A 25,050-nucleotide genomic window follows, 5' to 3' on the forward strand; every position below is an offset into this window, starting at 1 on the left:
CCCCACCCACGCAACGGCGCCCGGGCGGCGGCGGTGACCTGCGTCGACGGCCGCCTGAGGGCCCGCCGTGAGTCGTCCGCCACACTCGCTCGCGGGCCGTGTGCGGTCCGCCGTCAGCTGTCCGTCGTCACCGTCGACGACGGGGGTTCGGCGCTGCCCGGGCGGGAGCGGACCTCGTCCGTGCACTCGTAGCGGCGCAGCGGATCCGAGCCGGGGCCGCCCAGGATCACCGAGCCGTCGCCCTCGGCCGCCGCCGAGTCGGAGAACGTGCAGACCAGCTGGGCGAGCGCGTACGAGGTCAGGCTCTCCGGTGACACGCTCAGCCGCAGCGCGTCGTCCGGGTCCTTCGCACCCGGCCCGCCCACCGTGATCCCGCCGCGCACGTCGGTGGTGTAGCCGGCCTCCTTCTCGGCCGCCGACGGCGACTGCGCGAGCTGGTCGAGCAGACCCTGCGCCACCAGCGCGCGCCGCTCGGTGTCCGCCGCCCCGTCCGTCACCCGCACCGAACGGTCGACGGTCACCAGCGAGGAACCGCACAGCAGGAACACCTGCACCGGCACGCCCGCGCGTCCGGACTGGGTCGTCACGTCCGGTTCGGTGAGGGAGCAGCGCGCCCGGGACGGCGCCGGCCCGAAGTCGGTCGGTACCTCGGTGGCGCGGATCCCGCAGCCGGTGAGCAGCCCGGCGAGGACGGGGAGCGCGAGCAGACGGCGTACGTTCATCGGGCGTCCCCCTCGTCCGGCACGGGCTGCACGGACTGCGCGGCCTTCTCGCTCTGTTCCGCCAGCTCCGACGCGTCCCGCGGCACCCGCAGCGTGAACACCGCGCCGCCGTCGGGGGAGTTGGCCGCGGTGATCTCACCGCCGTGGATATGGGCGTTCTCCAGGGCGATGGACAGCCCGAGCCCGCTGCCCTCGGAGCGCGGCCGGGAGGCGCTCGCCTTGTAGAACCGGTCGAAGACGTGCGGCAGCACCTCCTCGGGGATGCCGGGCCCGTGGTCGCGCACGGCTATGACGACCTCGTCGGCCGACTCGCGCACCGACACCCGTACCGGGGAACCGCCGTGCTTGAGCGCGTTGCCGATGAGGTTGGCGAGTATCACGTCCAGGCGGCGCGGGTCGAGCCGGGCGTGGATGCCGCGCTCGGCGTCGAGGTCGACCGCGTCCAGCCAGGCGCGCGCGTCGATGCAGGCGGTGATCTGGTCGGCGACGTCCACGTCGTCGAGCACCAGCCGCGCCGTACCCGCGTCGAACCGGGTGACCTCCATGAGGTTCTCCACGAGGTCGCCCAGCCGCCGGGTCTCGCTGACCACCAGCCGGACGGCGGGCTCGATCATCGGATCGATGCTGCCCGACTCGGCGTCGAGCTCCTCCTCCAGCACCTCCGCGACGGTGGTGATCGCGGTCAGCGGGGTGCGCAGTTCGTGCGACATGTCGGCGACGAACCGCCGGGACGCCTCGTCCCGCGCGGCCATGTCGTCGACCCGCTTCTCCAGCGCCTCCGCCGTCCGGTTGAACGTCCGTGAGAGGTCGGCGAGTTCATCCGTTCCCGACACCCGCAGCCGGGTGTCCAGCCGGCCTTCGCCCAGCCGTCGCGCCGCGACGCCCAGCCGGTGCACCGGCTTCAGCACGGTCGTGGCGGCGGCCTGGGCGAGCAGCGCGGCGCCGATCAGCGCGAGCCCGGTGGCGATACCCAGCGACCAGGCCAGCGAGTTGAGGTCCTTCGCCTCCGGCTCCAGCGACTTGCGCATGTAGCCGGTGGGCCCGCCCCCGATCACCTTCGTCCCGGCCACCAGATACGGCTTGCCGTGGTCGACGACCCGCTGCCAGTACAGGTGGTACGGCGACTCGTTGCCGTCCGTGACGTCCTGCTGTCTGTTCACCGCTTTGCGCAGCGACCCCGGCACGTCGTCCAGCGAGAAGCCGTTGAGCCCGCCGGAGTTGCCGTACACGGTCCGGCCGTTCCCGTCCGCGCCCACCAGCAGCACGCTGAAGCGCTGGCTGCTGTTCGCCATCTGCCCGGCGGTGTGCTGCAACTCGTCCTGGGAGGGGTGCTCGGGCAGCGTGCCCGCCCGGTTCTGCATCTCCTGCTCGAAGTCCCGCAGCACCGCGCCCTGGACGCGGGTCAGCACGGCCTCGCGGTTGAGCCAGTACGCGATGCCGGACGCGGAGACGGCGGCGGTCAGGGCCACCGCTCCGAAGACGACGACGAGCCGCAGACGCAGACTGGTGAACCGCAGCCGGGACAGCTTTCCCTTGCGTACCGCGGTCCAGCCGCGGTACCCCCCTTGCTCGTGTGTCACTGAGGGGCGTCCAGGCGGTAGCCGACCCCGCGGACGGTCCGGATCAGCGTCGGGGACGACGGCACGTCCTCGACCTTGGCGCGCAGCCGCTGGACGCAGGCGTCCACCAGCCGCGAGTCACCGAGGTAGTCGTGCTCCCAGACCAGGCGCAGGAGCTGCTGCCGGGACAGCGCCTGCCCCGGCCGCCGGGACAGCTCGAGCAGCAGCCGCAGCTCGGTGGGCGTCAGCTGGAGGTCCTCGCCGTTCTTGGTGACCGTCATCGCGGCCCGGTCGATGACCAGGCTGCCGAAGGTCGCCGCGTCGCTCGACTCGCGCTCCCCGCGGCGCAGCACGGCCCGGATGCGGGCGTCCAGCACCCGCCCCTGCACCGGCTTGACGACATAGTCGTCGGCGCCGGACTCCAGTCCGACGACGACGTCGATGTCGTCGCTGCGCGCGGTGAGCAGGATGATCGGCAGCTGGTCGGTGCGCCGGATGCGGCGGCACACCTCGAAACCGTCGATGCCGGGCAGCATCACGTCCAGAACGATCAGATCCGGCCGCTGCTCGCGCAACAGCTTCAGACCGTCCTCACCGCTCGCAGCGGTCGCCACCCGGTGCCCCTGGCGCGTCAGTGAGAGCTCCAGGGCCGTACGGATGGCGTCGTCGTCCTCGATCAGCAACAGGGAAGGCACGGGCTCATTCTGGCCCATGAGTGGGCTGTCGTTCGACCTGTGGGGGCGGGGCTGTCCGGCGGAGCAGGTCGCAGAGAGGTAACGGTGCCTGTTCCGGTGCTGGTGAGCGGGGTGAGACGCGCGTGCCACACCCCGCGTCCGCGGTGTGATTCGCCGGCCGGGCCCGCGGCCCGGACGCCACAGGGAGACCCTTTCGGCGCCGCGGGGCGGTGCGCGCGGGACGGGAGGCGTCCCGCCCGCCGGTGCCGGGGCCGTCGGACGGCGCGGGGTGTCACCAGGGCGGACGCCCGCACAACTGCCGTACCCCGGACGACTGTGAGGGATCTGTGGTGTCACCAGGACGGACCCCTGTGACAGGTCTGTGACAGTCGGCGGACACGGCGATGAAGTGACCCCGGCAGTCTTTTGGTCACAGGCAGGACCGCAAAGAACGAAACACCGGAAGTCCACGACGGGGGGCGCGAGATGAGCACGCTGCACGGCATCAGCACCAGGGCAGTGATCACGCGTCTCCACGACGTGAACGGGGGCCGGGGTTCCGAGAAGTCCGGTGTCGTGAGCGGGCGGGGGTGCGCTCGCGGCACCGGACGTCAGCACACCGCGTACATGACGGTGGTTGACACGGGGGAACAGGCGGCTCACGGGGGAGCCGCGTACGGGGAGGACACGGGGGAGCGTCGCTCGCTGACCGAGGCGGAGTTCACCGCCTACGTCCAGGAGCGCCGCGCCTCCCTGTACGCCACCGCCTACCACCTCACCGGTGACCGCTTCGAGGCCGAGGACCTGCTGCAGAGCGCGCTGTTCTCGACGTACAGGGCCTGGGACCGGATCAGCGACAAGGCCGCGGTCGGCGGATATCTGCGCCGGACGATGACCAACCTGCACATCAGCGCGTGGCGCCGCCGCAAGCTGAACGAGTACCCGACCGAGGAACTGCCGGAGACGCCCGGCGACACGGACGCGATGCGCGGCACCGAGCTGCGCGCGGTCCTGTGGCAGGCGCTGGCCCGGCTGCCCGAACTCCAGCGGACGATGCTGGTCCTGCGCTACTACGAGGGCCGCACCGACCCGGAGATCGCGGAGATCCTCGACATCAGTGTCGGCACGGTGAAGTCCAGCATCTGGCGGTCGCTCCGCCGGCTGCGCGAGGACCAGGTCCTCAGCTTCGGCCGTGACGAGGAGGACGCCTTCGGCGAGCTTGTCGCCTGAAGGTGACGGGGGAAGGACCCGGCTTCGGCCGGTGATCGGGGGAGCGGTACCCGGGGGCCCGACGGGGGACGTACGGGAAGCGGTACCGCGGCACGGGGAAGCACCACCGGGGGGTGGGGCACGGGGGAACGGGGGAAGCGGGACTGGAGGGCCGGGGGGTCCATCCAGTCCCGCTTTTTTGTGTCCCGGGTCGACGGCGGTTACGCGGTCGTACGCGCCGTGGGTGCGCGGCGGCCCGCCGCTGCCGCCGCCAGCCGGCCCATCGCCTCGTCGCGGTCGCAGGCGTGCGCGCCGAGCGCGGTCTGCCGGGCCACGATGGAACGCTCCGCCCGCATCAGGCGCCAGCCGCGGCGCAGCAGGAAGGGCACCGACTTGCGGCCCTCCTTCAGATCGCGCAGGAACCGCCGCCGGAACGTCGTCACCGGGCCGCGGCTCAGACACAGCGCGTCGGCCAGCACGCCCAGTTCACGGCAGCGCTCGACGATCTCCGCGGCGAAGATGCCCTCCGCGATGAACAGCGGGGTCCGACCGACGTCGACCGCCTCCACGCCGGTGCGGGCGCTGAGCGAGATGTCGTACACGGGAACGTCCGTACGGCCCGTGGCACACAGTTCCACGATGGCGGCGACCGCCGTGTCCGCGTCCCACGAGCCGGGGTGGTCCCAGTCGATGTCGGAGCTCCCGGCGACCAGCGGCAGGGTGGGGTCGGTGCCCTCCTTGTAGAAGTCGTCGAGTCGCAGGACCGGCAGGCCGGAGCGGGCCGCGAGGAGGGACTTGCCGGAGCCGGAAGGGCCGCAGAGCAGCACGACTCGCGTGGGTATGGGCGGATGGGAGGTCACGGGACACCAGTGTGGGGCATCCGGCGGGCCGCGTACGACCCCGCGGGTCGGCTTTGAAGCGCGCGTCACACCTCAACTACCCTTTGTGTCGACCTGATTACCTTGCGCAGCAGAAGGCGGCAGCAGCGATGGCCCGACACCACTCGTCCCCCACTCACACCGGCCGGCGCGTACTCGCCGCCCTCGCGACCGCGTCGGTGGCGCTCGGGGCGGGCGCCTCGACCGCCGCGGCGGCGACCGCCGAACCCGTCGTCGACGTGACGCGTACCGGCCCCGCCTCGGCCGGCCAGGCCGACCCGCAGGCGGGCGTGCAGGGGGCGTTGACCGCGCTGCCCCACGTCACCGGCACGGTCTCGAACCTCAAGCCCAACCCCCTCGCGGGCACCGGCGTCGACCCCCTCGACAACGGCGTCGGCACCCAGCTCGCCGACTTCCAGCCCCTGACCTCCCGGATGCTGACCGGGCCGGTGGCGCAGGCGCAGTCGGTCGGGGCGGTCCCGGTGGTGGGGGACGCGACGAAGCTGCTGGGCGGCTGACCGCCGTTTCCGTGCGAGAGCCGCGCCGCCCCCGGACGGAGGGGCGGCGCGGCTCGTTCGTGGCGCGGCTCAGTACGCGGAGCCGGACGCGCCCAGGGAGCCCGTCGGGTGCCAGACCGTCTTGGTCTCCAGGAAGGCCGTCATACGGTCCGTCCCCGGCGTCGCCGACCAGTCGTCCACAGGCTGTGGACGAAGGACGCGCTTGAGGTTGTCGGCCGCGGCGACCTCCAGTTCCTTCGCCAGTACGTCGTCGGTGCCGGCGCCCGCGAGGTCGATCGCGTTGACGTCCTGGTGCGCGGCCAGGGGCGCCGCGATCTCCGCCGTACGGCCGGAGAGGACGTTGACGACTCCGCCGGGGACGTCGGAGGTGGCCAGGACCTCGGCGAGGGAGAGGGCGGGGAGCGGGGACCTCTCGCTCGCGACGACGACCGCCGTGTTGCCGGTGGCGATCACCGGGGCGAGGACCGAGACCAGGCCGAGGAACGACGACTCCTGGGGGGCCAGGACCGCGACCACGCCCGTCGGCTCGGGGGAGGAGAGGTTGAAGTACGGGCCCGCGACCGGGTTTCCGCCGCCCACGACCTGGGCGATCTTGTCGGTCCAGCCCGCGTACCAGACCCAGCGGTCGACGGTGGCGTCCACGACCGCCGCCGCCCTGGACCTCGACAGGCCCTCGGCGTCGGCGACCTCACGGGTGAACTGCTCGCGGCGGCCCTCCAGCATCTCCGCGACGCGGTAGAGGACCTGGCCGCGGTTGTACGCCGTCGCGCCCGACCAGGCGCCGAACGCCTTGCGGGCGGCCACCACGGCGTCCCGGGCGTCCTTGCGGCTCGACTGCGGGACGTTCGCCAGCCACTTGCCCTTCTGGTCCGTCACCTCGTACACCCGGCCGCTCTCGGAACGCGGGAACTTCCCGCCGACGTACAGCTTGTAGGTCTTGAAGACCGACAGGCGCGATTCGGCCTTCTCGGCCTTCTCGGCCTTCTCGATCTTTTCTGTCTTATCGGACATCGAGGTACGCCTCCAGGCCGTGACGGCCGCCCTCGCGGCCGAAGCCCGACTCCTTGTAGCCGCCGAACGGCGAGGCCGGGTCGAACTTGTTGAACGTGTTGGACCAGACGACACCGGCCCGGAGCCTGTTCGCCACCGCGAGGATCCGGGAACCCTTCTCCGTCCAGACGCCCGCCGACAGGCCGTACGGCGTGTTGTTGGCCTTGGCGACCGCCTCGTCCGGGGTGCGGAAGGTGAGGACCGACAGGACCGGGCCGAAGATCTCGTCGCGGGCGACGGTGTGCGCCTGGGAGACGTTCGTGAAGAGCGTCGGAGCGAACCAGTAACCGGCGGCGGGCAGCTCACAGGCCGGGGACCAGCGCTCGGCGCCCTCCGCCTCGCCCCGTTCCACCAGCGTGGTGATCCGGGCGAGCTGCTCCTCGGAGTTGATCGCGCCGATGTCGGTGTTCTTGTCCAGCGGGTCGCCGAGGCGGAGGGTGGAGAGCCGTCGCTTCAGCGAATCGAGCAGCTCCTCCTCGATCGACTCCTGGACCAGCAGGCGGGAGCCCGCGCAGCAGACCTGACCCTGGTTGAAGAAGATCCCGTTGACGATCCCCTCCACCGCCTGGTCGATCGGCGCGTCGTCGAAGACGATGTTGGCGCCCTTGCCGCCCAGTTCGAGAGTGAGCTTCTTGCGGGTGCCCGCGACGGTCTTCGCGATCTCCTTGCCGACGGCCGTGGAACCGGTGAAGGCCACCTTGTTCACGTCCGGGTGCGCGACGAGCGCGGCGCCCGTGTCGCCGTACCCCGGCAGGATGTTGACGACACCCCTGGGCAGGCCCGCCTGGCGGCAGACGTCCGCGAAGAAGAGCGCGGAGAGGGGGGTCGTCTCGGCGGGCTTGAGCACGACCGTGTTGCCGGTGGCGAGGGCCGGGGCGATCTTCCACGCCAGCATCAGGAGCGGGAAGTTCCAGGGGATGACCTGGCCGGCCACGCCCAGCGGCTTCGGGTCGGCCCCGAAGCCGGCGTGGCCGAGCTTGTCGGCCCAGCCCGCGTAGTAGAAGAAGTGCGCGGCGACCAGGGGGAGGTCCGCGTCGCGGGTCTCCTTGATGGGCTTGCCGTTGTCCAGGGTCTCCAGGACGGCGAGCTCGCGGCTGCGCTCCTGGATGATCCGGGCGATGCGGAACAGGTACTTCGCGCGCTCGGCGCCGGGCAGCGCCGACCACTTCCCGAACGCCTTGCGGGCGGCCTTCACCGCACGGTCGACGTCCTCGGCGCCGGCCTGCGCGATCTCCGACAGCACTTCCTCCGTGCTGGGGCTGACCGTCTTGAAGACCTTGCCGTCGGCCGCCTCGACGAACTCTCCGTCGATGAAGAGGCCGTAGGAAGGGGCGATGTCGACGATCGAGCGGGACTCGGGCGCCGGGGCGTATTCGAACACCGATGTCTGCTTTTCCGTGGTCATGGGGTCTCAGTCCACCGTCACGTAGTCGGGGCCGGAGTAGCGGCCGGTGGCCAGCTTCTGACGCTGCATCAGCAGGTCGTTCAGGAGCGAGGAGGCACCGAAGCGGAACCAGTGGTTGTCCAGCCAGTCCTCGCCGGCGGTCTCGTTGACCAGAACCAGGAACTTGATCGCGTCCTTGGAGGTGCGGATGCCGCCGGCCGGCTTCACACCGACCTGGACACCGGTCTGGGCGCGGAAGTCCCGTACCGCCTCCAGCATGAGGAGCGTGTTCGCGGGGGTGGCGTTGACGGCGACCTTGCCGGTGGACGTCTTGATGAAGTCGGCGCCCGCGAGCATGCCGAGCCAGCTGGCGCGGCGGATGTTGTCGTACGTCGACAGCTCGCCCGTCTCGAAGATGACCTTCAGCCGGGCAGCCGTCCCGCACGCTTCGCGTACGGCGACGATCTCGTCGTACACCTTCAGGTAGTGCCCCGCGAGGAACGCCCCGCGGTCGATGACCATGTCGATCTCGTCCGCACCGGCGGCGACCGCGTCGTGCACGTCCGCCAGCTTCACGGCGAGGGCGGCGCGGCCGGCCGGGAAGGCGGTCGCGACCGAGGCCACCTTCACGCCCGAGCCGGCGACGGCCTGTTTGGCGACGGCCACCATGTCCGGGTAGACGCAGACCGCGGCCGTGGTGGGAGTGGTGCGGTCGGTGGGGTCGGGGAGGACCGCCTTGGCGCCGAGCGCCCGGACCTTGCCCGGGGTGTCCGCGCCTTCCAGCGTCGTCAGGTCGACCATCGAGATGGCGAGGTCGATGGCGTAGGCCTTCGCGGTCGTCTTGATGGAACGGGTGCCGAGCGAGGCGGCGCGCGCCTCCAGGCCGACCGCGTCGACGCCGGGCAGCCCGTGGAGGAAGCGGCGCAGCGAGCTGTCGGACGCGGTGACGTCCGAGAGGGTGCGGGCCGCACTGGGTGCATTGGTGGGCATGGTCACCAGACGAGCATATCTACGCGCGTAGCGGATGTATAGCCCGGGAGACGTATCGGTGCTCATCGCGCGGGCGGGGGGCGCGGATGAGCGGGCCGACGGCCGTCGGGCAGAATCGGGGCATGACGACCCCGGAAGACCAGTCACCCGCGCCGCAGCCCCCGGAACCCGAGGCCGAGGACCGGGTGTACCGCTCGTCAGCCGGTATCGCCGGCGGCGTGCTGATGCTGGCGCTCGCGGGCTGGCTCGGCATCGACGCGATCGTGGCGGGCGAGGGCCGCACGCCCTGGCTGGCGCTCGCCCTGCTGATCCTCGTCGTGCCGCTGACCGTGGCCTTCACCCTGCGGCCCGCCGTGTACGCGGGGCAGGACCGGCTGCGGGTGCGCAATCCGTTCCGGGTGATCGTGCTGCCCTGGGGACAGATCGCGACGCTGCGGTCCGGCTACACCAACGAGGTGCTGGCCACGTCCGGGACGAAGTTCCAGCTGTGGGCCATCCCGGTCTCGCTGCGGGCGCGGAAGTCGGCGGCCCGGCGGGAGGCCAGGGCGGCGGCCGGGCGGATCGAGGGGCGGGACGGGCACGGCGGCGCCGGCCGGGGTGGCGTCGGCGGTCGGGGGTTCGGCGGGTTCGGGGGTTTCTCCGGGCCGACGCCGGAGGGACCGGCCCGGGCCGGGACCGACCGGGCCATGGACGATCTGCGGGAGCTGTGGGAATCGCGCGAGAAGGAGCCGGGCGCGCAGGGCGAGGTGACCGTGCGGTGGGCCTGGGAGATCCTGGGGCCGGCGGCGGCCGGGGCCGTGGTGCTGGGGATTCTGCTGGCTGTGGGGTGAGGCTGGGGGTGACGCCCCGGGGACTGCTGTCTCAGTCCGATGTCTCAGTCCGACGTGTGCGGCCGGCGCCGGGCTCCCGTTCCGTGGGATGCCCGGCGCCGCCGTGACTTGCTCCGTGACTTGCTCCGGGTCAGCCCGTGACGTCCACGAAGGCGTCCGGCGAGACCGCGGCCGCCGTGGTCTCGGTGCCGGCGGCGGACCAGCGGTAGGAGCCGTCGTCGTACGCGCGGACCGTGGTGGAGAGGGTGCCGTCGGCGGCCGTCCTGACGGTCTTCACCGTGCAGAACCTGCTGCCGCCCCTCGGGCGGAACTGGAGTTCCACGGGCCGGCCGGCCGCGCCGGGCACGGAGGTGCCGGTCGCCCATGCGGAGTCGGTCGTGGCGCCGGTGACGGTGACGGTGCGGCCCCGCCTGACCCGCTTCGGGGCGGCGGCCATGGACACCTGGGTCTCGCGCTGGACGCTGAAGGCGGCCGCGCTGTTCAGGAACTCGGCGTCGCCGTCCCGGCCGATCGCGTAGGCGCTGACGCTCCAGGCGCCGGCCTGCGCGTCGGTGGCCGGGGCGGTGCCGGGGGTGAGAGTGAAGGTCAGGGTGCAGGTGGTGCCGGTGTCGGCCGTCGCGCCGCAGGCCGCCGCCGGGGTGACGGCGGCGTCCGGGGCTTCGTACGAGCCGTGGTAGAGGCGCGCGTCGATCTGCTCGAGGCCGGTCGGGTCGGTCGCGGTGACCTCGACGGTGACGGTTCTCGCGCCGGTGCCGACGACGACGGGGTCGCCGTCAGGGCACCCCGGGCGCGATCGTCGAACACGGCCCCACGGACGCGATGTTCGACAGCCCCCAGGACCCCCGCACCACGGACTACGTGAACGGCCGCTTCGGCTGAGCGGTGCGGGGGCGCGCAACGCCGCGGCCGGTGGGTGATCGCGGGCGGCACCCACCGGCAATTCAGCCGAATCAGCCGAATCAGCTGTGGATCTCTACCCCCAGATCACGATTCGCGTGATCTTGTGCATCGGCGCTTCCCGGTTCTGCCCGGGGTAGCGGGTGACCCACAGGACTTCGCTGCCTATGGCGTACTGGTAGCCGATGGTCACCGTGTAGTTGTTCGGGCGCACTACGTCCACGCCGTGGATGGCCACGTCCCGGACGCCCGCGTTCGCGAAGCAGAGGTCGCCGGTCTGGGTCTCCAGCTTCAGGATGTCGGTCCTGTTGCCGCAGTCCGTCCTGTCCACCTCGGCGCTTGCGGGGAGGGAGGTCGCGAGGGTGGCCGCGACCGCCGCGGCGGTCACGCCGACGAAGCGGAGGATGTTGAGGCCTCGGGAAGTACATCCGATCGACCAGAAAGACCGGCCGCCGTCGGAATCGGTTGATCCGCTGACGGCGGATGTTCTCGGTGTGCCCTTTTGGGCAGTACAGATCGACCTCGCCCACCCGAGCCATTGCCCGGACGTGCGGACAGGCATCGTCGCCGCGCCCCGGCGTCAGATGCCGGCCGCCGCCGACAGGTCCCGCTTGATCGCCGCGAGGAGTCCGGCGGCGGTGGCGCGGGCGGCCGGGAGGCCGTCGTGCGCGCCCACCGGGACCACCACCTCCAGGTAGCACTTCAGCTTCGGCTCCGTGCCGCTGGGCCGGACGATGACGCGGGCGCCGTCCAGGGTGTAGCGCAGACCGTCGGTGGGCGGGAGCGTGCCGGTGCCCAGGGCCAGGTCCTCGGCGCGGGTGACGGAAAGGCCCGCGAGCGAGGCCGGCGGCCGTTCGCGCAGCCGGCGCATGGCGTCCGCGATGACCGACAGGTCCTGCACCCGCACCGACAACTGGTCGGTGGCGTGCAGCCCGTGCTCCACGGCGAGGTCGTCCAGGAGGTCGAGCAGCGTCCGGCCCTCCTCCTTGAGCTCGGAGGCCAGCTCCGTGACCAGCAGCGCCGCGGTGATGCCGTCCTTGTCCCGCACGCCCTCCGGGTCCACGCAGTAGCCGAGGGCCTCCTCGTAGCCGTAGCGCAGGCCCTCGACCCGGGCGATCCACTTGAAGCCGGTGAGGGTCTCCTCGTAGGGCAGTCCCGCCTGGCCGGCGATCCGGCCGAGCAGGGAGGAGGAGACGATCGACTCGGCGAACACCCCGGTGGCGCCGCGCCGGACCAGATGGGCGGCGAGGAGCGAGCCCACCTCGTCACCCCGCAGCATCCGCCAGTCCCCGCCGTCCGGGACGGCGACGGCGCAGCGGTCCGCGTCCGGGTCGTTGGCGATGATCAGGTCCGGGGCGGCCGCGCGGGCCGCCGCGAACGCCAGGTCCATCGCCCCCGGCTCCTCCGGGTTGGGGAAGGAGACGGTCGGGAAGTCCGGGTCGGGCTCGGCCTGCTCGGCCACGAGAACGGGGGCCGGGAACCCGGCCCGGGCGAAGGCGGCCAGCAGGACGTCCTTGCCGACGCCGTGCATCGCCGTGTAGACGGTGCGGGCGGTGCGCGGGGAGGCGGGGGAGAGGACGGCGTCGGTGCGGGCCAGGTAGGCGTCGAGGACGGCGTCGTCGAGGGTCTCCCAGCCGCTCTCGGGCCGGGGCACGTCGTCCAGGGACCGTACGGCGCCGATCAGGGCGGCGATCTCCGCGTCGGCCGGCGGCACGATCTGCGAGCCGTCGCCCAGGTACACCTTGTAGCCGTTGTCCCGGGGCGGGTTGTGGCTGGCGGTGACCTCGACCCCGGCGACCGCGCCGAGGTGCCTTATGGCGTAGGCGAGCAGAGGCGTGGGCAGCGGCCGCGGGAGTACGGCCGCCCGCAGCCCGGCGCCCGTCATCACCGCGGCGGTGTCGCGGGCGAAGTCGGCGGACTTGTGGCGGGCGTCGTAGCCGACGACGACGAGGCCGCCCTGCTGTCCCTTGCCGTTGAGGTAGGCGGCGAGTCCGGCGGCGGCGCGGATGACGACCGAGCGGTTCATGCGCATCGGTCCGGCGCCCAGCTCGCCGCGCAGACCGGCGGTGCCGAACTGGAGGGTGCCGCTGAAGCGGGCGGTCAGCTCGGCGACGTCCCCCGTCTCGATGAGCTTGCCCAGCTCCGCACGGGTTTCGGGGTCGGGGTCCTCGGCGAGCCAGGCCTGGGCGTGGGCGAGGAGATCGTCGTGCACGGTGGGTCAACCTCCGGTTGGTCGTGGACGCCGGCGTCATCCGGCCCGTCCGGCGTATAGAGGACGAGGCCCCTTCCAGGGCCGAGGGGGGCTGGGGGCACAGCCCCCGGCAACGCGCCTACAGCCGGCCGAGCACCTGGGCCAGCAGCGACCCCATCCGCGTCGCGCTGTCCCGCCCGGCCTGCAGAACCTCCTCGTGGTTCAGCGGCTCGCCCGTCATACCGGCGGCGAGGTTGGTCACGAGGGAGATGCCCAGCACCTCCGCCCCCGCCTCACGCGCCGCGATGGCCTCCAGCACGGTGGACATGCCCACCAGGTCCGCTCCGATCACCCGGGCCATCCGGATCTCGGCCGGCGTCTCGTAGTGCGGACCGGGGAACTGGGCGTAGACGCCCTCCTCCAGCGTGGCGTCGATCTCCTTGCACAGCGCGCGCAGCCGCGGCGAGTACAGGTCGGTCAGGTCCACGAAGTTCGCGCCGACGATGGGGGACGTCGCCGTGAGGTTGATGTGGTCGCTGATCAGGACCGGCTGGCCGGGGCGCATGCCCTCGCGCAGGCCGCCGCAGCCGTTGGTCAGGACGACGGTCTTGCAGCCCGCCGACACGGCCGTACGGACCCCGTGCGCGACGGAGGCCACCCCGCGGCCCTCGTAGTAGTGGGTGCGGCCCAGGAACACCAGGGCGCGCTTGTCGCCCATCCGGTACGAGCGGATCTTGCCGCCGTGCCCCTCGACCGCCGGCGGGGGGAAACCGGGCAGCTCGGTGACCGGGAACTCGGCGTCGGGGGCGCCCAGGGCGTCCACCGCGGGGGCCCAGCCGGAGCCCATCACGAGGGCGACGTCGTGGGTCTCGGCGCCGGTCAGTTCGCGCAGACGCGCGGCGGCGGCGTCGGCGGCTGCGTGGGGGTCGCCCTGGATGTCGTCCGGGAGAAGAGATGCGTTCACGCGGATGAGGGTAGCCGGTTCTTGCCTACGCGCGTAGATGACGGAGCCCACGGGAAGGTGATCGTTGTCTTGTCGTTTCCAACCAGGGGCGCCGGCCGCGGACCCTGGTCATTCCTCCGGAACCAGGACGTCCCGGTCGCTGAAGACCTCGACGACGAAGATCAGCAAGCGGCCGCGGCTGACCACGTACTCCGCGAAGACGTGCCGCGTGAGCCGGACCGTGCGGTCGTCCCCCGTGGTGCCGACGGGGCGGGACGCGGGGACGTACGGGTCGCGGGCGAGCACGGCGACGCCCTTGTCGAATCTTGCGCGCTCGCGCGGATCCAGCCGGTCACGCGCCGCCGCGGCGTGCTCGGTGTAGTGGACCTCGTAACTGTGCCGCGCTCCGCTCATGCCCACCAGGATCGATCAGCAGGGCCGTTTCCGCAGTTCCATCACGTAGTCGTGGGGTGCCCCCGCCGACTCCGCGGCATCCGCGATCTCCCCCAGGTAGCGCGCCGACGGCAGGCCGCCCTCGTAGCCGTTCAGGACGTACATCCAGGCCGACTCCTCGCCCTCCAGGGTGTGGACCCGCACCCGGGCCCGGCGGTAGATGCCGAGGCCCACGCCCTCCCAGCGGTCGAGGGACTCCTCGTCCATGGGGGCGATGTCGTACAGCGAGACGAACACCTGGGCCTCGGGGTCCCCGGCGTCCTCGACGACCGTCGCCAGCGCCCCTTCCCAGCCGAGCTGTTCGCCGCCGAAGGTCAGCCGCCAGCCGCCCAGCCAGCCCGTCGCGCGCAGGGGCGAATGCGGGGCGCGCCGGCTCATCAGCCGTGCGTCGAGGTTGCCGGCGTACGCGGCGTAGAGGGACATGGGAGGAGGGTACGGCAGGCGGCCCACGTGTCACTTCGGCAACAGTGGCGGCCCGCACGGCCCCCGGGGCCCTGCCGGTGCGCGCGGTGCGGGACAATGGAGTACGTGACTCGGATCGTGATCATCGGTGGCGGACCCGGCGGCTACGAAGCGGCGCTGGTGGCCGCTCAGCTCGGCGCGGAGGTGACCGTCGTCGACTGCGACGGTCTGGGCGGAGCGTCGGTGCTGACCGACTGCGTGCCGTCGAAGACCCTTATCGCGACGGCCGAGGTCATGACGACCTTCGACTCGTCGTACGAGGAGCTCGGCATCATCGTCGCCGACGACACCCCGCCGCTGGAACAGGCGGCCCGGGTCGTCGGGGTGGACCTCGGCAAGGTCAACCGGCGGGTGAAGCGCCTCGCGCTCGCGCAGTCGCACGACATCACCGCCTCCGTCACCCGGGCGGGCGCCCGGGTGCTGCGCGGCCGCGGCCGCCTGGAGGGCATGCAGGCCCTGGACGGCTCCCGCAAGGTCGTCGTACGAGCCGCCGACGGCACCGAGGAGACCCTCACCGCCGACGCCGTCCTGCTCGCCACCGGCGCCCACCCCCGCGAGCTGCCGGACGCCCAGCCCGACGGCGAACGCATCCTGAACTGGACCCAGGTCTACGACCTCGCCGAGCTCCCCGAGGAACTCATCGTGGTCGGCTCCGGTGTCACCGGCGCCGAGTTCGCCGGCGCCTACCAGGCCCTCGGCTCCAAGGTCACCCTGGTCTCCTCCCGCGACCGGGTGCTGCCCGGCGAGGACCCGGACGCCGCCGCCGTCCTGGAGGACGTCTTCCGGCGCCGCGGGATGAACGTGATGGCCCGCTCCCGCGCGGAGTCCGCCAAGCGGGTCGGCGACCGGGTCGAGGTCACCCTGTCCGACGGACGGGTCATCACCGGCTCGCACTGTCTGATGGCCGTCGGCGCCATCCCCAACAGCGAGGGCCTGGGGCTGGAGGAGGCGGGCGTCAAGGTCCGCGAGTCCGGGCACATCTGGACCGACAAGGTGTCGAGGACCACCGCGCCGGGCGTCTACGCCGCCGGTGACGTGACGGGCATCTTCGCGCTCGCGTCCGTCGCCGCCATGCAGGGACGGATCGCCATGTACCACTTCCTCGGCGACGCGGTGGCCCCGCTCAGTCTGAAGACGGTCTCGTCCAACGTCTTCACCGACCCCGAGATCGCCACCGTCGGCTACACCCAGGCGGACGTGGACGGGGGCAAGATCGACGCGCGGGTCGTCAAGCTGCCCCTGCTGCGCAACCCGCGCGCCAAGATGCAGGGCATCCGCGACGGCTTCGTCAAGCTCTTCTGCCGTCCCGGCACCGGGATCGTGGTCGGCGGTGTGGTCGTGTCACCGCGCGCCTCGGAACTCATCCACCCCATCTCGATCGCCGTCGACAACAATCTGACGGTCGAACAGATCGCGAACGCGTTCACCGTGTACCCGTCCCTTTCGGGCTCGATCGCCGAGGTGGCCCGGCAGTTGCACACGCGCAAGGCGGCGGGCGAGGCCTGACCGGGGGTGCGGGCGGATGGAATCGGTCTCCTTCCGGGCCCCATACCACTCTCCGTGCCTCAGTGCGAACAACTTCTACTATTCGGTGTAAAGAGCTGAAAGCAGACGGTCGCCCGCGTTACTGTCAGTTTCGTGTTCGCTGCAGAACGTCGCCAATTGATCCTCGAAATGGTGCGAGCGAACGGGGCCGTGTCGCTCCGTGAGCTCGCCCGCGTCGTCCAGACCTCCGAAGTGACCGTACGGCGGGACGTGCGCGCACTGGAGGCAGAAGGACTCCTCGACCGCCGGCACGGCGGTGCGGTATTGCCGGGCGGTTTCACGCGGGAGTCCGGCTTTCCGCAGAAATCCCATCTCGCGACCGCCGAGAAAACCGCCATCGCGGACCTTGCCGCGGGCTTCGTCGAAGAGGGCGAGGCCATCGTGGTCGGGGCGGGTACGACCACCCAGGAACTCGCCCGCCGGCTCGCGCGCGTTCCCGGACTGACGGTCGTCACCAACTCCCTCCTGGTCGCCCAGGCGTTGGCACATGCCAACAGAGTCGAGGTGGTGATGACCGGCGGCACCCTGCGCGGTTCCAACTACGCCCTCGTCGGCAGCGGAGCCGAGCAGTCCCTCCAGGGACTCCGGGTCTCCAGGGCCTTCATCTCCGGAAGCGGACTGACCGCCGAGCGCGGCCTGTCCACCTCCAACATGCTGTCGGCCTCCGTCGACCGGGCACTCGTCCAGGCGGCCGCCGAGGTCGTCGTCCTCGCCGACCACACCAAGCTCGGCACCGACACCATGTTCCAGACCGTGCCCACGGACCTCATCACCCGCCTCGTCACCGACGAGCCGCCCGCGCACGACGACCGCGCCGCCACCGAACTGCAGGCCCTGGCGGACCAGGGGGTGCAGATCGCCGTCGCGGGGGCGTCGGGGAGTCCGGGGGGTGAGGCGGTCCCGGCGCGTCAGCAGCGCCGGGAGGTGCCGCTGCCGGCTCCCCGCCGGGGGCAGGTGCCGGGAGTGGCGTCGGCTCTGCGGGCGAACGGGGCGTTGGAGGCCCCTGGCACCGAGCGGGCGCGGGTCGCGGATCTCCGGCGCCGCTGAAGCTGGGGGCTGCCGCCCCCAGAACCCCGCTCCGGCCCTGAACAGGCCTTGCCCTCAGGCGCCGGACGGGCTGAATGGACACACCCCGACCGGCGCTCGAGAACCTGACGTCAGTCCTTGATCTCGCAGATCGCCGCGCCGGACGTGACGGACGCGCCGACCTCGGCCGCGAGGCCCTTGACGGTGCCGGAGCGGTGCGCGTTCAGAGGCTGCTCCATCTTCATCGCCTCGAGCACGACGACCAGGTCGCCCTCCTTGACCTCCTGGCCCTCCTCGACCGCGACCTTCACGATCGTGCCCTGCATCGGGGAGGCGAGGGTGTCGCCGGAGGCGACGGGACCGGACTTCTTCGCGGCCCGGCGCTTGGGCTTGGCGCCCGCGGCGAGGCCGGTCCGGGCCAGGGACATGCCGAGCGAGGACGGCAGGGAGACCTCCAGGCGCTTGCCGCCGACCTCGACGACGATCGTCTCGCGGTCGGTGTCGTCCTCGGTCTCGGCGTCGGCCGGGGCGGCGAAGGGCTTGATCTCGTTGACGAACTCGGTCTCGATCCAGCGGGTGTGGACCGTGAAAGGAGCGTCCGAGCCGGTCAGTTCGGGGGCGAAGGCGGGATCCGTGACCACCGCGCGGTGGAACGGGATGGCCGTGGCCATGCCCTCGACCTGGAACTCCGCCAGGGCGCGGGCGGCGCGCTGGAGGGCCTGCTGCCGGGTGGCGCCGGTGACGATCAGCTTGGCCAGCAGGGAGTCCCAGGCGGGGCCGATCACACTGCCGGACTCCACGCCCGCGTCCAGGCGGACGCCCGGGCCGGACGGCGGGGCGAACGTGGTGACCGTGCCGGGGGCCGGGAGGAAGCCCCGTCCCGGGTCCTCGCCGTTGATGCGGAACTCGAAGGAATGGCCGCGCAGCGGCGGGTCGTCGTAGCCGAGCGCCTCGCCGTCGGCGATGCGGAACATCTCGCGGACCAGGTCGATGCCGGAGACCTCCTCGGTGACCGGGTGCTCGACCTGGAGGCGGGTGTTGACCTCCAGGAAGGAGATCGTGCCGTCCGCGCCGACGAGGAACTCCACCGTGCCGGCGCCGACGTAGCCGGCCTCCTTCAGGATCGCCTTGGAGGAGGAGTACAACTCGGCCACCTGTGCCTCGGAGAGGAAGGGCGCCGGCGCCTCCTCGACCAGCTTCTGGTGGCGGCGCTGCAGGGAGCAGTCACGGGTGGAGACCACGACGACGTTGCCGTGGCTGTCGGCCAGGCACTGCGTCTCCACATGGCGCGGCTTGTCGAGGTAGCGCTCGACGAAGCACTCACCGCGGCCGAAGGCGGCCACCGCCTCGCGCACGGCCGAGTCGTACAGCTCGGGGACCTCTTCCAGCGTCCGGGCGACCTTCAGACCGCGGCCGCCACCGCCGAACGCCGCCTTGATCGCGATCGGCAGGCCGTGTTCCTGAGCGAAGGCGACGACCTCCTCCGAGCCCGAGACCGGGTCGGGGGTGCCGGCGACCAGGGGCGCGCCGGCGCGCTGGGCGATGTGGCGGGCGGCCACCTTGTCACCCAGGTCGCGGATGGCCTGCGGCGGCGGACCGATCCAGATCAGACCGGCGTCCAGGACCGCCTGGGCGAACTCGGCGTTCTCCGAGAGGAAGCCGTAGCCCGGATGGACGGCGTCCGCGCCCGCCTCACGCGCGGCGTTCAGCACCTTGTCGATGTCCAGGTAACTGGTCGCCGGAGTGTCACCGCCCAGGGCGAACGCCTCGTCCGCGGCCCGGACGTGCAGAGCGTCCCGGTCCGGGTCGGCGTACACGGCAACGCTCGCGATACCGGCATCCCGGCATGCCCGGGCAACGCGGACTGCGATTTCGCCACGGTTGGCGATGAGCACCTTGCGCACGATTGAGGCTCCCTCCTTGAAACAAGCCGAGTTTAGGGACTGCCGACACGACACATCGACCCGTCCTCCAAGGTGAGCTTGCCCACACGGAGCGTGATGCGAGGCTCACTCGACCGCGAAATCCCTTGTAGTACCGCCGTACGCAGCACTCCTCCGGGCAACCCTAGTCCTCCGGTGTGGTCAAGGTCTCTGTGAGAGCGTGCTGCGGCCCACTCCGTTTCTTTGTGGAGTCCCTACGAATGGCCCAACGATTCTTTGCCGCCCGCAGAACACTTGTCCCCGGGTTTACCCGTTAGTAGCGTTCAGGATGTCTCGAACGTGCTTGAGGCGACAGCAACTCTGCTCGAGTAGGGCTCGAAAGTGGGTGGGGGCCGGTGGTGCTCAGACCAGTGGCATGGATCGTCGCGCTCGTACTGTTCGCGGAGGCGTTCGGCATCGCCGCGCTGAACTGGTTCATGGGCATGGTGGCCGACCGGCAGAACATGTCCCTGGGCGGCGTGGACCCGGACGTCATGTCGATGTCCTCGAAGATCGGCGGGGTCGTCTTCGGCCTCTACTTCGCCCTGTGCGGACTGGTCGCCCTGCTCGTGGCCCTGCGCGGCCGTCCGCCCGCCGGTCTCGGGCGGATCCTGCTGATCAGCGCGGCCGTGGTGCACGGCCTCCTCGGCGCGCTCGCCTGGGGCCTGCTCGGCTGGCAGCAGTTCCTGTTCATGGTCGTGGTGCTCGCGCTGATCGTGCTCCTGCTGATGTCCTACGGCACCCGGGAGCGGCCCGCCGCGCCGGCGCCCGGGGGCGGCACCGGCGAGGACGGCGACGGCAAGGGCTCTCCGCTCACACCGCCGGCGGCGCCCACAACTCCGTGATGCCCACGCCCAGCCGCGCCAGCAGCCTGCGCACCAGGGGCAGACTGATGCCGATGACGTTGCCGTGGTCGCCGTCGATGCCCTCGATGAACGGCGCCGAGCGGCCGTCCAGCGTGAACGCGCCCGCGACGTGGAGCGGCTCGCCCGAGGCGACGTACGCGGCGATCTCGCCGTCGGTCGGCTCGCCGAAGCGGACCACGGTGGAGGCGGTGGCGGAGGCGTAGCGGCCGCTGAGGGTGTCGTAGACGCAGTGCCCGGTCTGGAGCGTGCCGGCGCGGCCGCGCATCGCCTTCCAGCGCGCCGTGGCCTCCTCGGCGTCCGCGGGCTTGCCCAGCGCCTCGCCGTCCAGGTCGAGGACCGAGTCGCAGCCGATCACCAGGGCGCCCTTGACCTCGGGCCGCGCGGCCACGACGCCCGCCTTCGCCTCGGCGAGGGCGAGGGCCAGGTCGGCGGGGGTGGGGGCGGTGACGGCGTCCTCGTCCACGCCGCTGACGATGACCTCGGGGGCGAGGCCGGCCTGGCGCAGGAGGTTCAGCCGGGCGGGGGACTGGGAGGCGAGGATGAGTCTGCGCATGCGGTCAGCGTAGGCCCAGCACGATCATCGCCACCACCATGGCCAGCGCCAGGAAGAGGCCGAGCCGTCTGAGGGTCTCCTGCATCTCGCGGAGTTCCTCGGGCGGCTCGTTCTTCGGGTCGGACCACAGCATGTGACTAGCGTGCGCTGGGCTCGGGGCGGGTGCCTGAGTACGCGTACTCAAATCGGCGCCCTGGGTTTTCCTTAGGTGCGCGGTTCCCCGCGCCCCTGAGGAACTGCAGCTAGGCCGGCCAGTAGGTGCGGGTCCATGATGCCTGCCCAGGGCTCGGGACCCGTTGGGCTGCGATTCTCGACGGGTCGGACCATGCGTCCCTCGGGCCCGGGTCCGCGCCGGACGGCGTCGTCGCTGCCGCCGCGGCGCGGGCTCGGACCACCGCCAGGGCGGCGGCCAGCTCCTCCGGGGTCGGGTTGCCCCGTACGACCTTGATGTTCATGACGGCTCCCAGCAGGCCTAGAGGGGGATGTTGCCGTGCTTCTTGGGCGGAAGGGACTCCCGCTTGGTGCGCAGTTGGCGAAGTCCGCGGACGATGTGACGGCGGGTGTCGGACGGCATGATCACGGAGTCGACGTAGCCGCGCTCGGCCGCCACGTAGGGGTTGAGGAGGGCGTCCTCGTACTCCTGGATCAGCCGGGCGCGCACCGCATCCAGATCCTCGCCGCTCGCCTCCGCCTCGGCGATCGTGCGCCGGTGCAGGATGTTGACGGCGCCCTGCGCGCCCATGACGGCGATCTGGGCGGTCGGCCAGGCGAGGTTGAGGTCGGCACCCAGGTGCTTGGAGCCCATGACGTCGTAGGCGCCGCCGAAGGCCTTGCGGGTGATGACGGTGATGAGGGGGACGGTGGCCTCGGCGTAGGCGTAGATCAGTTTGGCGCCGCGGCGGATGATGCCGTCGTGTTCCTGGTCGACGCCGGGCAGGAAGCCGGGGACGTCGACGAAGGTGATGACCGGGACGTTGAAGGCGTCGCAGGTGCGCACGAAGCGGGCCGCCTTCTCGGAGGCGGTGATGTCCAGGCAGCCGGCGAACTGCATCGGCTGGTTGGCGACGATCCCGACCGGGTGGCCTTCGACGCGGCCGAAGCCGGTGAGGATGTTCGGCGCGTACAGCGGCTGGGTCTCGAAGAACTCGGCGTCGTCCAGGATGTGTTCGATCACGGTGTGCATGTCGTACGGCTGGTTGGCGCTGTCCGGGACGAGGGTGTCCAGCTCCAAGTCCTCGTCGTTGACCGCGAGGTCGGCCTCCTCGGGGAAGACCGGGGCCTCGGAGAGGTTGTTGGACGGCAGGTACGACAGCAGCTGCTTGACGTACTCGACGGCGTCCTTCTCGTCGCCGGCCATGTGATGCGCCACCCCGGACACCGAGTTGTGGGTGCGGGCGCCGCCCAGCTCCTCAAAGCCGACGTCCTCGCCGGTGACGGTCTTGATGACGTCCGGTCCGGTGATGAACATGTGCGAGGTCTGGTCGACCATCACCGTGAAGTCGGTGATCGCGGGGGAGTAGACCGCGCCGCCCGCGCAGGGGCCGACGACCAGGCTGATCTGCGGGATGACACCGGATGCGTGGGTGTTGCGGCGGAAGATCTCGCCGTAGGCGCCGAGGGAGGCGACGCCTTCCTGGATGCGGGCGCCGCCGGAGTCGTTGATGCCGATGACCGGGCAGCCCGTCTTCAGCGCGAAGTCCATCACCTTGACGATCTTCTGGCCGTAGACCTCGCCGAGGGCGCCGCCGAAGACGGTGAAGTCCTGGGAGAAGACCGCGACGGGGCGGCCGTCGACCGTGCCGTAGCCGGTGACGACGCCGTCGCCGTAGGGGCGGTTCTTGTCCAGGCCGAAGTTGGTGGAGCGGTGCCGGGCGAACTCGTCGAGTTCGACGAAGGAGCCCTCGTCGAGGAGGAGTTCGATGCGCTCGCGGGCCGTCAGTTTGCCCTTGGCGTGCTGTTTCTCGACGGCGCGTGCGGAGCCGGCGTGCGTCGCCTCATCGATGCGCCGCTGGAGATCCGCGAGCTTGCCCGCGGTGGTGTGGATGTCGATCTCTTGACGCTCTTCCGGCTCGGACATCGGGATGCGGCTCCCTGCCTGCTCAAAAGGGGGGACGGTTACTCATCCGTAGAGTAGTGGTGGGCCCAGGAATCAGCAGTGCGGCGTTTCACACACCTAGGGTGGCTTGCATGACGCCCCGAGATGCATCAGACGCCGATGGCAGCCGCTGGTCCGATCTGGACCGGCCGCCCCTCAACGCCACCGCCCTGCGCCGGGCGCTGTTGCGGGACGGCGGCCACGGCGGTCTCTACCGCGATCTGGAGGTCGTACAGCGGACCGGGTCCACCAATTCCGATCTCGTGGCCCGCGCGGTGGCGGGAGACGCGGACGAGGGTGCCGTGCTCGTCGCCGAGGAGCAGACCTCGGGGCGGGGCCGCCTCGACCGGCAGTGGACGGCGCCGCCGCGCTCCGGGCTGTTCTTCTCCGTGCTGCTGCGGCCCGCGGACGTCCCCGTGGCCCGCTGGGGCTGGCTGCCGCTGCTCACCGGGGTGGCGGTGGCCACCGGACTGGCCCGGGCGGCGGGCGTCGACACGGCGTTGAAGTGGCCGAACGATCTGCTGGTCACGGTGGGGGGAGAGGAGCGCAAGGCCGGGGGCATCCTCGCCGAGCGGGCCGGGGAGGACGGCGTCGTCGTCGGCGTCGGCATCAACGTCACCCTGCGCGCGGACGAACTGCCGGTGCCGCAGGCCGGGTCGCTGGTGCTGGCCGACGCGGTCAACACGGACCGGGATCCGCTCCTGCGGGCCGTCCTGCGGTCGCTGGAGGAGTGGTACGGGCGGTGGCGGGCGGCCGGCGGCGACCCGGCCGCGAGCGGCCTGCAGGAGGCGTACGCGGCGGGATGCGCGACGCTGGGGCGGGCCGTGCGCGCCGAGCTGCCGGGGGAGAAGTCCCTGGTGGGGGAGGCGGTCGCGATCGACGGTGACGGCCGGCTGGTGATCGCGACGGTGGAGGGCGTGCAGGAGCCGGTGGGAGCGGGTGACATCGTGCACCTGCGGCCCGCGTGAGCGTCGCCGGTCCCGCGGGTGACGTACGGGCGGACGGGACTTACCGTCGGCTCCCAGGCGTGAGCTACCGCACACTGCCGTAGAGTTGAGGCCGGTCGATACCTGACCGCGGAAGATCGGAAGGGCAGCAGGCGTGACCGTCGACGACACGGGCTCCGGCGCGGGCGCGGAACGCCGGGTGGACCCTCAGGGCGACCCGTATGCCGACCCGCGTGCCGCCGACCCCGGCGAATCCGGCGATCCCGCCGAGGGCAATCCGCTCGCCCTGCGGCTCGAACAGCTGATCCTCGGCGCCTCGCGGCGCTACACGCCCTTCCAGGCGGCCCGCAGCGCCGGTGTCTCCATGGAGCTCGCGTCCCGCTTCTGGCGGGCGATGGGCTTCGCCGACATCGGGCAGGCCAAGGCGCTCACCGAGGCCGACGTGCTGGCGCTGCGCCGCCTGGCCGGTCTGGTCGAGGCGGGACTGCTGAGCGAGGCGATGGCCGTGCAGGTGGCGCGGTCCACCGGGCAGACCACCGCCCGGCTGGCCGAGTGGCAGATCGACTCCTTCCTGGAGGGGCTGACCGAGCCGCCCGAGCCGGGCATGACCCGCACCGAGGTCACCTATCCCATCGTCGAGCTGCTCCTGCCCGAGCTGGAGGAGTTCCTCGTCTATGTGTGGCGCCGCCAGCTGGCCGCGTCCGCCGGGCGGGTCGTGCAGGCCGCCGACGACGAGGAGATGGTCGACCGGCGGCTCGCGGTGGCCTTCGCCGATCTCGTCGGCTTCACCCGCCTCACCCGTCGCATGGAGGAGGAGGAGCTCGGCGAGCTGGTCGAGGCCTTCGAGACCACCGCCGCCGACCTGGTGGCGGCCCGCGGCGGACGGCTGATCAAGACCCTCGGCGACGAGGTGCTGTACGCGGCGGACGACGCGGGCACCGCCGCCGACATCGCGCTGCTGCTCGTCGAGACGATGGGCAACGACGAGACGATGCCCGAGCTGCGGGTCGGCATGGCCTTCGGCACGGTGACCACCCGGATGGGCGATGTCTTCGGCACGACGGTCAACCTGGCCTCGCGGCTGACGTCGATAGCGCCCCGGGACGCGGTGCTCGTCGACAGCGCGTTCGCGGAGGAGCTGATCCGCACCGGGGACGCGCCGGCCTCGGAGGCGGAGGCCGCGGAGGAGGCGGCCGCGGCGGAGAAGGAGGGCGAGGAGCCCCCCACGTACCGCTTCGCCCTCCAGCCGATGTGGCAGCGCCCGGTCCGCGGCCTCGGCGTGGTCGAACCCTGGCTGCTCACCCGCCGGGCGGTCCCGCCCACGCCCTGAGAGGCC

At 71.9% G+C, this 25,050-nt stretch carries 26 protein-coding genes; 8 read left to right on the top strand and 18 right to left on the bottom strand.

The window, feature by feature from the left end; translation table 11 throughout:
* Positions 1-113: 113 nt before the first annotated feature.
* From ABT057_RS11305 to afsQ1, 3 genes are read right to left on the bottom strand one after another with little or no spacing between them, the layout of a single operon-like run.
* Positions 114-722, bottom strand: coding sequence for a hypothetical protein (locus tag ABT057_RS11305; protein WP_352342330.1), 609 nt, complete (start codon positions 720-722; stop codon positions 114-116).
* On the bottom strand, positions 719-2,302 hold the full coding sequence (locus tag ABT057_RS11310) for an ATP-binding protein (RefSeq protein ID WP_352342331.1): 1,584 nt from the start codon (positions 2,300-2,302) through the stop codon (positions 719-721). Before ABT057_RS11310 ends, ABT057_RS11305 begins: the two co-directional genes overlap by 4 nt.
* Positions 2,299-2,976 (bottom strand): two-component system response regulator AfsQ1, encoded by a 678-nt coding sequence (afsQ1, locus tag ABT057_RS11315; protein ID WP_352342332.1) that lies wholly within the window; start codon positions 2,974-2,976, stop codon positions 2,299-2,301. The genes ABT057_RS11310 and afsQ1 overlap by 4 nt, the downstream gene beginning before the upstream one ends.
* Before the next feature lie 465 nt (positions 2,977-3,441).
* On the opposite strand from afsQ1, the gene ABT057_RS11320 reads away from it, so the two are divergent.
* On the top strand, positions 3,442-4,185 hold the full coding sequence (locus tag ABT057_RS11320) for a SigE family RNA polymerase sigma factor (protein ID WP_352342333.1): 744 nt from the start codon (positions 3,442-3,444) through the stop codon (positions 4,183-4,185).
* A 200-nt stretch (positions 4,186-4,385) separates the two neighbouring features.
* On the opposite strand, the gene ABT057_RS11325 is transcribed toward ABT057_RS11320, so the two are convergent.
* Entirely contained in the window at positions 4,386-5,093 is a 708-nt protein-coding gene (locus tag ABT057_RS11325; RefSeq protein WP_352342335.1) for a uridine kinase family protein, read from the bottom strand.
* A 59-nt stretch (positions 5,094-5,152) separates the two neighbouring features.
* Here ABT057_RS11325 and ABT057_RS11330 point away from each other — a divergent pair, with 59 nt between their 5' ends.
* A complete protein-coding gene (locus ABT057_RS11330) occupies positions 5,153-5,560 on the top strand; it encodes a hypothetical protein (protein WP_352342336.1) in 408 nt (135 codons plus the stop codon).
* 69 nt (positions 5,561-5,629) lie between these two features.
* Here ABT057_RS11330 and ABT057_RS11335 read toward each other — a convergent pair whose 3' ends face one another.
* The 3 genes from ABT057_RS11335 to deoC are packed head-to-tail and all read right to left on the bottom strand — an operon-like array spanning position 5,630 to position 8,984.
* Complete coding sequence (locus tag ABT057_RS11335; protein ID WP_352342337.1) at positions 5,630-6,571, bottom strand: aldehyde dehydrogenase family protein; 942 nt, start codon at positions 6,569-6,571, stop codon at positions 5,630-5,632.
* Positions 6,561-8,015 (bottom strand): aldehyde dehydrogenase family protein, encoded by a 1,455-nt coding sequence (locus ABT057_RS11340; RefSeq protein WP_352342338.1) that lies wholly within the window; start codon positions 8,013-8,015, stop codon positions 6,561-6,563. The genes ABT057_RS11335 and ABT057_RS11340 overlap by 11 nt, the downstream gene beginning before the upstream one ends.
* Positions 8,016-8,021: 6 nt before the next feature.
* Positions 8,022-8,984 carry a deoxyribose-phosphate aldolase gene (gene deoC / locus ABT057_RS11345; protein WP_352342522.1) on the bottom strand — a complete coding sequence of 321 codons (963 nt, stop codon included), beginning with the start codon at positions 8,982-8,984 and terminating at the stop codon, positions 8,022-8,024.
* Between the two features lie 122 nt (positions 8,985-9,106).
* Here deoC and ABT057_RS11350 point away from each other — a divergent pair, with 122 nt between their 5' ends.
* On the top strand, positions 9,107-9,814 hold the full coding sequence (locus tag ABT057_RS11350) for a PH domain-containing protein (protein WP_352342339.1): 708 nt from the start codon (positions 9,107-9,109) through the stop codon (positions 9,812-9,814).
* A gap of 130 nt (positions 9,815-9,944) precedes the next feature.
* On the opposite strand, the gene ABT057_RS11355 is transcribed toward ABT057_RS11350, so the two are convergent.
* From ABT057_RS11355 to ABT057_RS11380, 6 genes are all read right to left on the bottom strand, one after another.
* Positions 9,945-10,748, bottom strand: coding sequence for a calcium-binding protein (locus ABT057_RS11355; RefSeq protein WP_352342340.1), 804 nt, complete (start codon positions 10,746-10,748; stop codon positions 9,945-9,947).
* A 39-nt stretch (positions 10,749-10,787) separates the two neighbouring features.
* Entirely contained in the window at positions 10,788-11,099 is a 312-nt protein-coding gene (locus tag ABT057_RS11360; RefSeq protein ID WP_352342341.1) for a beta/gamma crystallin domain-containing protein, read from the bottom strand.
* A gap of 192 nt (positions 11,100-11,291) precedes the next feature.
* Positions 11,292-12,923, bottom strand: a complete 1,632-nt coding sequence (locus tag ABT057_RS11365) for a phospho-sugar mutase (RefSeq protein WP_352342342.1) — start codon at positions 12,921-12,923, stop codon at positions 11,292-11,294.
* A gap of 118 nt (positions 12,924-13,041) precedes the next feature.
* Positions 13,042-13,866 (bottom strand): purine-nucleoside phosphorylase, encoded by an 825-nt coding sequence (locus tag ABT057_RS11370; RefSeq protein ID WP_352342343.1) that lies wholly within the window; start codon positions 13,864-13,866, stop codon positions 13,042-13,044.
* 108 nt (positions 13,867-13,974) lie between these two features.
* The gene (locus tag ABT057_RS11375) at positions 13,975-14,259 is read right to left on the bottom strand and encodes a type II toxin-antitoxin system RelE family toxin (RefSeq protein ID WP_352342344.1); all 285 of its coding nucleotides are present in this window, start codon (positions 14,257-14,259) and stop codon (positions 13,975-13,977) included.
* A 15-nt stretch (positions 14,260-14,274) separates the two neighbouring features.
* Positions 14,275-14,721, bottom strand: a complete 447-nt coding sequence (locus ABT057_RS11380) for a gamma-glutamylcyclotransferase family protein (protein ID WP_352342345.1) — start codon at positions 14,719-14,721, stop codon at positions 14,275-14,277.
* Positions 14,722-14,817: 96 nt separating this feature from the next.
* On the opposite strand from ABT057_RS11380, the gene ABT057_RS11385 reads away from it, so the two are divergent.
* Together ABT057_RS11385 and ABT057_RS11390 are read left to right on the top strand one after the other, a co-directional pair.
* Entirely contained in the window at positions 14,818-16,266 is a 1,449-nt protein-coding gene (locus tag ABT057_RS11385) for an NAD(P)H-quinone dehydrogenase (RefSeq protein WP_352342346.1), read from the top strand.
* 168 nt (positions 16,267-16,434) lie between these two features.
* On the top strand, positions 16,435-17,352 hold the full coding sequence (locus ABT057_RS11390) for a DeoR/GlpR family DNA-binding transcription regulator (protein ID WP_502973860.1): 918 nt from the start codon (positions 16,435-16,437) through the stop codon (positions 17,350-17,352).
* A 110-nt stretch (positions 17,353-17,462) separates the two neighbouring features.
* On the opposite strand, the gene ABT057_RS11395 is transcribed toward ABT057_RS11390, so the two are convergent.
* Positions 17,463-19,235, bottom strand: coding sequence for an acetyl/propionyl/methylcrotonyl-CoA carboxylase subunit alpha (locus ABT057_RS11395; RefSeq protein ID WP_352342349.1), 1,773 nt, complete (start codon positions 19,233-19,235; stop codon positions 17,463-17,465).
* 389 nt (positions 19,236-19,624) lie between these two features.
* Between ABT057_RS11395 and ABT057_RS11400 the strand changes: the two genes are divergently transcribed.
* Entirely contained in the window at positions 19,625-20,098 is a 474-nt protein-coding gene (locus ABT057_RS11400) for a hypothetical protein (protein WP_352342351.1), read from the top strand.
* Here ABT057_RS11400 and ABT057_RS11405 read toward each other — a convergent pair.
* From ABT057_RS11405 to ABT057_RS11420, 4 genes are all read right to left on the bottom strand, one after another.
* The gene (locus ABT057_RS11405; protein ID WP_352342352.1) at positions 20,067-20,672 is read right to left on the bottom strand and encodes a Maf family protein; all 606 of its coding nucleotides are present in this window, start codon (positions 20,670-20,672) and stop codon (positions 20,067-20,069) included. The two genes, ABT057_RS11400 and ABT057_RS11405, sit on opposite strands and share 32 nt — an antisense overlap.
* 4 nt (positions 20,673-20,676) lie before the next feature.
* Positions 20,677-20,805: a morphogenic membrane protein MmpB gene (gene mmpB, locus ABT057_RS11410; RefSeq protein WP_352342354.1), complete on the bottom strand. Its 129-nt coding sequence runs from the start codon at positions 20,803-20,805 to the stop codon at positions 20,677-20,679.
* A gap of 109 nt (positions 20,806-20,914) precedes the next feature.
* Positions 20,915-21,127 carry an acyl-CoA carboxylase epsilon subunit gene (locus tag ABT057_RS11415; RefSeq protein WP_352342355.1) on the bottom strand — a complete coding sequence of 71 codons (213 nt, stop codon included), beginning with the start codon at positions 21,125-21,127 and terminating at the stop codon, positions 20,915-20,917.
* 17 nt (positions 21,128-21,144) lie between these two features.
* A complete protein-coding gene (locus ABT057_RS11420) occupies positions 21,145-22,749 on the bottom strand; it encodes an acyl-CoA carboxylase subunit beta (protein WP_352342356.1) in 1,605 nt (534 codons plus the stop codon).
* Between the two features lie 110 nt (positions 22,750-22,859).
* On the opposite strand from ABT057_RS11420, the gene ABT057_RS11425 reads away from it, so the two are divergent.
* Positions 22,860-23,735 (top strand): biotin--[acetyl-CoA-carboxylase] ligase, encoded by an 876-nt coding sequence (locus tag ABT057_RS11425; protein WP_352342357.1) that lies wholly within the window; start codon positions 22,860-22,862, stop codon positions 23,733-23,735.
* A gap of 133 nt (positions 23,736-23,868) precedes the next feature.
* Complete coding sequence (locus ABT057_RS11430) at positions 23,869-25,044, top strand: adenylate/guanylate cyclase domain-containing protein (RefSeq protein WP_352342358.1); 1,176 nt, start codon at positions 23,869-23,871, stop codon at positions 25,042-25,044.
* Positions 25,045-25,050 lie beyond the last annotated feature (6 nt).

Source organism: Streptomyces sp. NPDC002588 (genome assembly GCF_040295925.1).
Lineage (GTDB): Bacteria > Actinomycetota > Actinomycetes > Streptomycetales > Streptomycetaceae > Streptomyces.

What these genes read in the sequence shown, in the direction of transcription:
- ABT057_RS11415 (WP_352342355.1), bottom strand. Translation starts at nt 21,127, where the DNA reads ATGAACATCAAGGTCGTACGGGGCAACCCGACCCCGGAGGAGCTGGCC.
- ABT057_RS11350 (WP_352342339.1), top strand. Translation starts at nt 9,107, where the DNA reads ATGACGACCCCGGAAGACCAGTCACCCGCGCCGCAGCCCCCGGAACCC.
- ABT057_RS11330 (WP_352342336.1), top strand. Translation starts at nt 5,153, where the DNA reads ATGGCCCGACACCACTCGTCCCCCACTCACACCGGCCGGCGCGTACTC.
- ABT057_RS11425 (WP_352342357.1), top strand. Translation starts at nt 22,860, where the DNA reads ATGACGCCCCGAGATGCATCAGACGCCGATGGCAGCCGCTGGTCCGAT.
- ABT057_RS11335 (WP_352342337.1), bottom strand. Translation starts at nt 6,571, where the DNA reads ATGTCCGATAAGACAGAAAAGATCGAGAAGGCCGAGAAGGCCGAGAAG.
- ABT057_RS11305 (WP_352342330.1), bottom strand. Translation starts at nt 722, where the DNA reads ATGAACGTACGCCGTCTGCTCGCGCTCCCCGTCCTCGCCGGGCTGCTC.
- deoC (WP_352342522.1), bottom strand. Translation starts at nt 8,984, where the DNA reads ATGCCCACCAATGCACCCAGTGCGGCCCGCACCCTCTCGGACGTCACC.
- ABT057_RS11375 (WP_352342344.1), bottom strand. Translation starts at nt 14,259, where the DNA reads ATGAGCGGAGCGCGGCACAGTTACGAGGTCCACTACACCGAGCACGCC.
- ABT057_RS11405 (WP_352342352.1), bottom strand. Translation starts at nt 20,672, where the DNA reads ATGCGCAGACTCATCCTCGCCTCCCAGTCCCCCGCCCGGCTGAACCTC.
- ABT057_RS11390 (WP_502973860.1), top strand. Translation starts at nt 16,435, where the DNA reads ATGGTGCGAGCGAACGGGGCCGTGTCGCTCCGTGAGCTCGCCCGCGTC.
- ABT057_RS11385 (WP_352342346.1), top strand. Translation starts at nt 14,818, where the DNA reads ATGGAGTACGTGACTCGGATCGTGATCATCGGTGGCGGACCCGGCGGC.
- ABT057_RS11320 (WP_352342333.1), top strand. Translation starts at nt 3,442, where the DNA reads ATGAGCACGCTGCACGGCATCAGCACCAGGGCAGTGATCACGCGTCTC.
- mmpB (WP_352342354.1), bottom strand. Translation starts at nt 20,805, where the DNA reads ATGCTGTGGTCCGACCCGAAGAACGAGCCGCCCGAGGAACTCCGCGAG.
- ABT057_RS11420 (WP_352342356.1), bottom strand. Translation starts at nt 22,749, where the DNA reads ATGTCCGAGCCGGAAGAGCGTCAAGAGATCGACATCCACACCACCGCG.
- ABT057_RS11380 (WP_352342345.1), bottom strand. Translation starts at nt 14,721, where the DNA reads ATGTCCCTCTACGCCGCGTACGCCGGCAACCTCGACGCACGGCTGATG.
- ABT057_RS11340 (WP_352342338.1), bottom strand. Translation starts at nt 8,015, where the DNA reads ATGACCACGGAAAAGCAGACATCGGTGTTCGAATACGCCCCGGCGCCC.